Consider the following 5,162-nt stretch of genomic DNA (forward strand, 5'->3'; position numbering starts at 1 on the left):
CCTGCCTGCACGAGCGCACCTGCCTGACGTCCATCCACAGTGAGCTGCGTGGGCGGGAGTGCCGAGTAGGCGGCGGCGAGTTCTTTCGCTACGGCCTTCGCGTCGAAGCCCGCGGCACCAGAGAACGTCGGCGTGAAGCCCTTGCCGGTCGTCAGTGCCGCGTACTGGTTGGACGTGGTGACGATGCCCGCAGACATCGCGTTCAGGCGCCGCAGCCGGTCTGTGTCCGCCAGCAGGGCACGAGCGGTCCGGTTCGTCGCACGAGACGGACCCGCCTTCACCAACTGCTCCAGCAGCCACGGAGACGCGCCGGCCTTCTTCAACTGCGCCAACAACTGCGTGTGCTCGGCGCCGTCTCGCAGCATCGTCGCCAGCGCGCGCTCGAGACTGGCCGGCGACTTGAACGCATCCGAGCCAAGACCGTCAGCGAACGACGACGCGACCGACTGACGGTTCTCCTTCGCGTTCTCCGCATCCTCGCGCGCCTTCTCGCGAGCATCCTGACTGCGCTGCATCGCGCGGTTGTAAGCGCCAGACGTCTTGTAACCGCGACGCTTCATCGTGCGACGGATGCTGTTCTGCTCCCGCAGTTCAGCCTCTGCCTCACGGAGTTCCTGACGCGCCTCGAGACGGTCCAAGCCGCGGAGTGCCAGACGACGCTTCTTGTTCTTGCCGTACGTCTCCGTCTCGCGCAGGGCCCGCTTCAGGTCGCGGACACGAATCCGCATCGACGTCAGCTCGCGGGCACTGACGGCCTCGGTGAAGCCACCGTCAGCGAACCACTGAACCGAGCCACCAAGGCGACCGACAGCCTCCGACGCGATCGCGCGGTTCCGGTCCTTCTTGCCCGGCTTGCCGCTGATGTACGCCTCCCAACCAGTCTCGGGCTCACCCCAGACCACGGCGCCCTGAGCGGCGTGGCGGATCTGCGGAGTGCGCTGGACCGGGCGGCCGTACTCGTCGATCCCGCCGTCCGCGAACCGCTTCCACGTCGAGCCGACAGCGAGCCCACCGTCGGCACGGCCATACACGTCGTTGAGGTTCGGCTTGGCGCCCTTGGTCCGGATGCTGACCGTCGCCGATCGCCCGTCGAGCGACTGGAGCGCCGTCCGGGCGGCGTAGATGGCACCCGTCGCGGCGTCGATCGCACCAAGGCGGACGGTGGCCGTGGACCCGTCGAGCCGGTTCCGCTTGCGGTCGACGTCCTCGATCAGAGGCGTGGCCCGGTCGAGCGCAGCCAAGACGGTCTGCACCTCCTCGGGAGTTAGCTCGTATCGGCGGATGATCTCGTCGAGCTGAAGTTCGGTGGGCTTGTAGCCCAGCAGCTTCAACTCCGTCTCGACACCGGGAGGAACGTCGCCGAGCGCAGCGGCGAACTCTCTGGTCGTCTTGATCTCGCCCGCCGTGGCGACCGCGGCGTCACGTGCGCGGGCGCCGGCCTCACGCCACTTCTCGGCGTTCTCGTCGATGTGGTCACCGAGGTAGGCCGTGGCGTCGGCGAGGTCCCGGCTGCTGACGCCGAGGCGGTCAGCCTCGGCGTTCAGGTCACCGGACTTGGCGATGCTCCACAGCTCATCGAGGCGCGCCGTGACTTCCTGCATGGCTCGACCGCTGCCCATCGCGGCATCGGTGAGCGTCTTCAAGTCGATGCCGGCGGTCTTGGCGGCCTCGAGCGGCGTCATGTCGACGGCGCCGAAGCCGGTGCCGAACAGGCCCTGCTGGAACGGCTTGGACAGATCCTTGACTGCCTTGGAGCGAGCGGCGGCGGTCATCTTGCCGGTGGCCTGGTCGTACAGCTCGACCATCGCCTGAATCTCGGCTGCGGCGTCGGCGTGTGCGTCACCGAAGCCCTTCACGAGGCCGATCGCTCCGACGATGGCAGCACCCCACGGGCCGCCGACGCCGAAGCCGACAGCCATGCCAGACAGGGCATCTGTGGCGATGCCGGCACGCTCGTCGAACTCACCGATGTCGTCCGACAGCGAGCCGAGCGCGAGCCCGACGCCGAGAGCGCCTCCGCGGGCCAGCAGCGCCTTCTTGGTCGTCCTCTCGTACGAGCCTCCGAGACTGTCGAAGGTGGTCGTCATCTTCTCGTAGCTGGAGAGCGCCTTCGACGTGGCCCAGGCGCCACCACCGATCGCGGCAGTGAGGCCAATGGCGCCCATCGTCGCGTCCTTCATGCCCTGAGGCAGCCCGTTGTAGGCGTCGGTGAGCCCGGTCAGCATCTGAGTCAGGTCACGCAGCGGCCCGTCAGTGCCAGCCGCCGTCGTGATGAACGCCGACTCGAGCGCGCCCGTCAGCTCCTCGAAGTCACCCTTGAGGTTGTCCATCTTCGTGGTGGCCGTCTCGGCGGCGAAACCCTGGTCGTCGACCGCCTTCGTCCAATTGCGGACGCCGACCTCACCCTCGCGATACAGGACGTTCGCGGCCCGGATCGCGTCCGACCCGAACAGGGTCTGCATCGCCGCGGCGCGCTGCTCGTCGGTCATGTCCTTCATGGACGCCTTGAGGCGGCCGGCGTACTCGGCGAGGCCGACAAAGCGGCCCTTGCTGTCGTACGCCGAGAGCCCGAGCTTCTTCATAAGGTCGGCGGCTTCCTTCGACTGCGGGTTGAGCCGTTGCAGCATCGTCTTGAACGACGTGCCGGCATCCGAGCCGAGAAGGCCAGCCTGGGCGAAGGCAGCAAGGCCGCCGGTCGTCTCCTCGAGCGAGAGTCCCGCATCCGAGGCCACCAGACCTGTCTGGTTGAGCGCCTGGCCGAAATCGGAGATCTCGCCGTTCGCCTTGCCGGCCGCCGCGGCGAGGAGATCCGCGATGTGCGGGACGTCCTCCCCCTTCAGGCTGAACTGATTCATCGCCTGCGAGGCGTACGCGGCGGCCTCGGCCACTTCGATGTTGCCGGCCGCAGCCATGTCCAGCGCACCCTGGAGGCCGCCGCCGATGACCTCCTTCGCCGAGACACCGGCCTTCAGCATCTCCTCGATCGCGCCCGCGGCCTCGGTCGCGGAGTACTTCGTCTTCGCGCCCATATCGATCGCGAGGTCGCCGAGCTGCTCGATGTTGGCCGCGGCGTCCTTGCCTGTGGCTTCGACGGCTGACATCGCCTCGTCGAAGTTCGCGAACGCCCGCACCGCGATCGCCCCCAGGGCGCCAGCGCTGAGCCCGACCTTGCCCATCGTTGACGCGAGGTCGTCGAGCGCCGCGCGGTTCTTGGAGAAGTAGCCCGTCGCGGACTTGCCGAAGTCCTCGACGGCGCCCTTCGCCGTCCTCATCCCGTTCACGACGCCTGAGACATTGGCGCCTACTCGAATCACGACACTTCTGTCGGCCATCAGAGTTCTCCTTCGATCTGATGCCCGGTGTCTTGTTGTGGAAGAAACGTCGTCGCTCGATCGGAGCGATGACCAATGGCGACCAGCCGAAGCTCCCCCTTCAGCTGGTCGCCGGACTCCTGGCTGTTAGCCGGAAGTCATGCTCGCCACGCGAGCGTTCGCGGACCGTGCGAGCTTGTGCGCACGCTCGGTCTCGGCTTCGGTGAGTAGGTCCCGATCGATAAGGAGGTCCAAGGTGGCCTTGGCGACGGACAGCAGTCCGGCCTCGATCTCGGGGTAGTTGTCGATCGCCTTGCCCAGCAGGACGCCGGCCTCGTCGATCTGGCCGTTCCGCAGAGCGGCGGACAGGACCGAACAGTCGACGATCATCTGCATCTGCCGAGCGACCTCGGCGTGGGTGACGGGCCTAGTCATGCGCTTTCACCATGCGCCCCGGAAATTTCAGGTTCGTGGACTGCGAGAGACCTACCCAGCGGTCTTGGATTTTGGGAAGGCCCCGGGACAGGGGTAACGGGGTGGGCTCTCACGCGACCTCCTTGGGCTGCGCGACGTCGCCGGCCTCGGTGGCCGTGTTGAGACGGAGCGTGTAGCCACGGCGCAGGAGCTCGAGCCAGGCACCGCCGATGAAGTGCTTGCGGGCCCGGTAGATCGACGAGCCCCCGAGCAAGCCGTCGATCTGCACGTGTTCGATCTCGCCATCCCACGTGTTCTCCGCACCGCCGAGTTCCAGTTCGGTCTTCACATCGGCGATGAAGGCGCAGACCTCGTGCGGCGGGTTGGCCAGGTTCGCCTCGTATCCGAGGTGGCGGACCATGCCGATGCGCAGGGCAGCGATGCGGTCGAGGCTGGCGACTGCGTCCGGCAGCTTGCGGTACGCGGAGATCGCGGCGCTGGACCCGTTGGTGAGCAGCTCGCTCTCCTTGGTGTCCTTGCTCAGCCCGGCTGCGTATGCGGACTGGATGACCTTCGCGGCCTTGTCGAACTCCGCACGCAGCTCCTGTACGAGCCGGTCAGCGTCGTTGCGGAGGGCTTGACCTGCCGCGATCCTCAGTGACCGATCGAACTCGTTGACCACGGTGTCGATGCCCGAGTCCTGTGTGCGTTCGTGGAACGACGTCTGGAGGCGTGCGACGTGGGCGAGCGCCGCCTCCGAGACGATGTCGGCCACCTCGCCGGGGTCCACGGTGTCGATGTCGATGGCGGCCACCCGTTCGGCAACCGAGTAGGCCATCGCGGACTGAGCGGCGTCCCAGATGGCCTCGATCTTCTCGATGCGTGGTCCGAGATCGAGGCCGGCGGTGCGCAAGGTGTGCGCGAACGCCAGAAGCTCGCCGACGGTGTGGCTCAGTCGCGGGAGTGGCCTGAGGAGATCCAGGCCTTCCGGCGACGTGTAACGCGGAACATAGTTGGTGCTCATGCTCGGTCCTCTCAGGATTCGGTCGGGTAATAGCGGGCGTACTCGGCGTCTTCGGCGCTCGCGGACCCGCCGTTCTGTCCCTGTCCGGGGTTCGCCTGGAACTCGGGAGTGATGTTCGCGACGAGAGCGGCGACCTTCTCGGCCTGCGCCCGCAACGCGTCGGGGTCGGTGGCGCTGAGCAGGTCTTGATGCTCGGCCGGGATGTTGAACTCGACGGCGAGTGCCTGTCGGATGTCCTCGGGGCTGGTCATGTGGCTTCTCCTCGGATGCGGTTCAGGTCGTCGATGCTGCGGGTGATGCGGACGGTCCCGAGCCGGTCGAGCACGCCGTACGGCAGCCCGAGTCGGAAAGCGACCTCCGGGCCGGGATTGGGCTGGCCTTCGGTGTAGTCGGTCCAGGTTCGGTTCATGGGT

Annotated in this window: 4 protein-coding genes; all 4 read right to left on the bottom strand. The window is 67.2% G+C overall.

What is annotated here, in order from left to right:
- Window positions 1-3,332: phage tail tape measure protein (locus ACK99Q_RS17755; RefSeq protein ID WP_410187428.1), on the bottom strand; the 3,332-nt coding region annotated here is incomplete at its 3' end.
- Window positions 3,333-3,458: 126 nt separating this feature from the next.
- A complete protein-coding gene (locus tag ACK99Q_RS17760; protein WP_410187429.1) occupies window positions 3,459-3,746 on the bottom strand; it encodes a hypothetical protein in 288 nt (95 codons plus the stop codon).
- A 109-nt stretch (window positions 3,747-3,855) separates the two neighbouring features.
- The gene (locus ACK99Q_RS17765; protein ID WP_410187430.1) at window positions 3,856-4,749 is read right to left on the bottom strand and encodes a hypothetical protein; all 894 of its coding nucleotides are present in this window, start codon (window positions 4,747-4,749) and stop codon (window positions 3,856-3,858) included.
- Window positions 4,750-4,760: 11 nt separating this feature from the next.
- Window positions 4,761-5,000, bottom strand: a complete 240-nt coding sequence (locus tag ACK99Q_RS17770) for a hypothetical protein (RefSeq protein WP_410187431.1) — start codon at window positions 4,998-5,000, stop codon at window positions 4,761-4,763.
- Between the last annotated feature and the right edge of the window lie 162 nt (window positions 5,001-5,162).

The organism is Aeromicrobium sp. MLTX1 (assembly GCF_046452335.1).
Classification (GTDB): domain Bacteria; phylum Actinomycetota; class Actinomycetes; order Propionibacteriales; family Nocardioidaceae; genus Aeromicrobium.

What these genes read in the sequence shown, in the direction of transcription:
- ACK99Q_RS17770 (WP_410187431.1), bottom strand. Translation starts at nt 5,000, where the DNA reads ATGACCAGCCCCGAGGACATCCGACAGGCACTCGCCGTCGAGTTCAAC.
- ACK99Q_RS17765 (WP_410187430.1), bottom strand. Translation starts at nt 4,749, where the DNA reads ATGAGCACCAACTATGTTCCGCGTTACACGTCGCCGGAAGGCCTGGAT.
- ACK99Q_RS17760 (WP_410187429.1), bottom strand. Translation starts at nt 3,746, where the DNA reads ATGACTAGGCCCGTCACCCACGCCGAGGTCGCTCGGCAGATGCAGATG.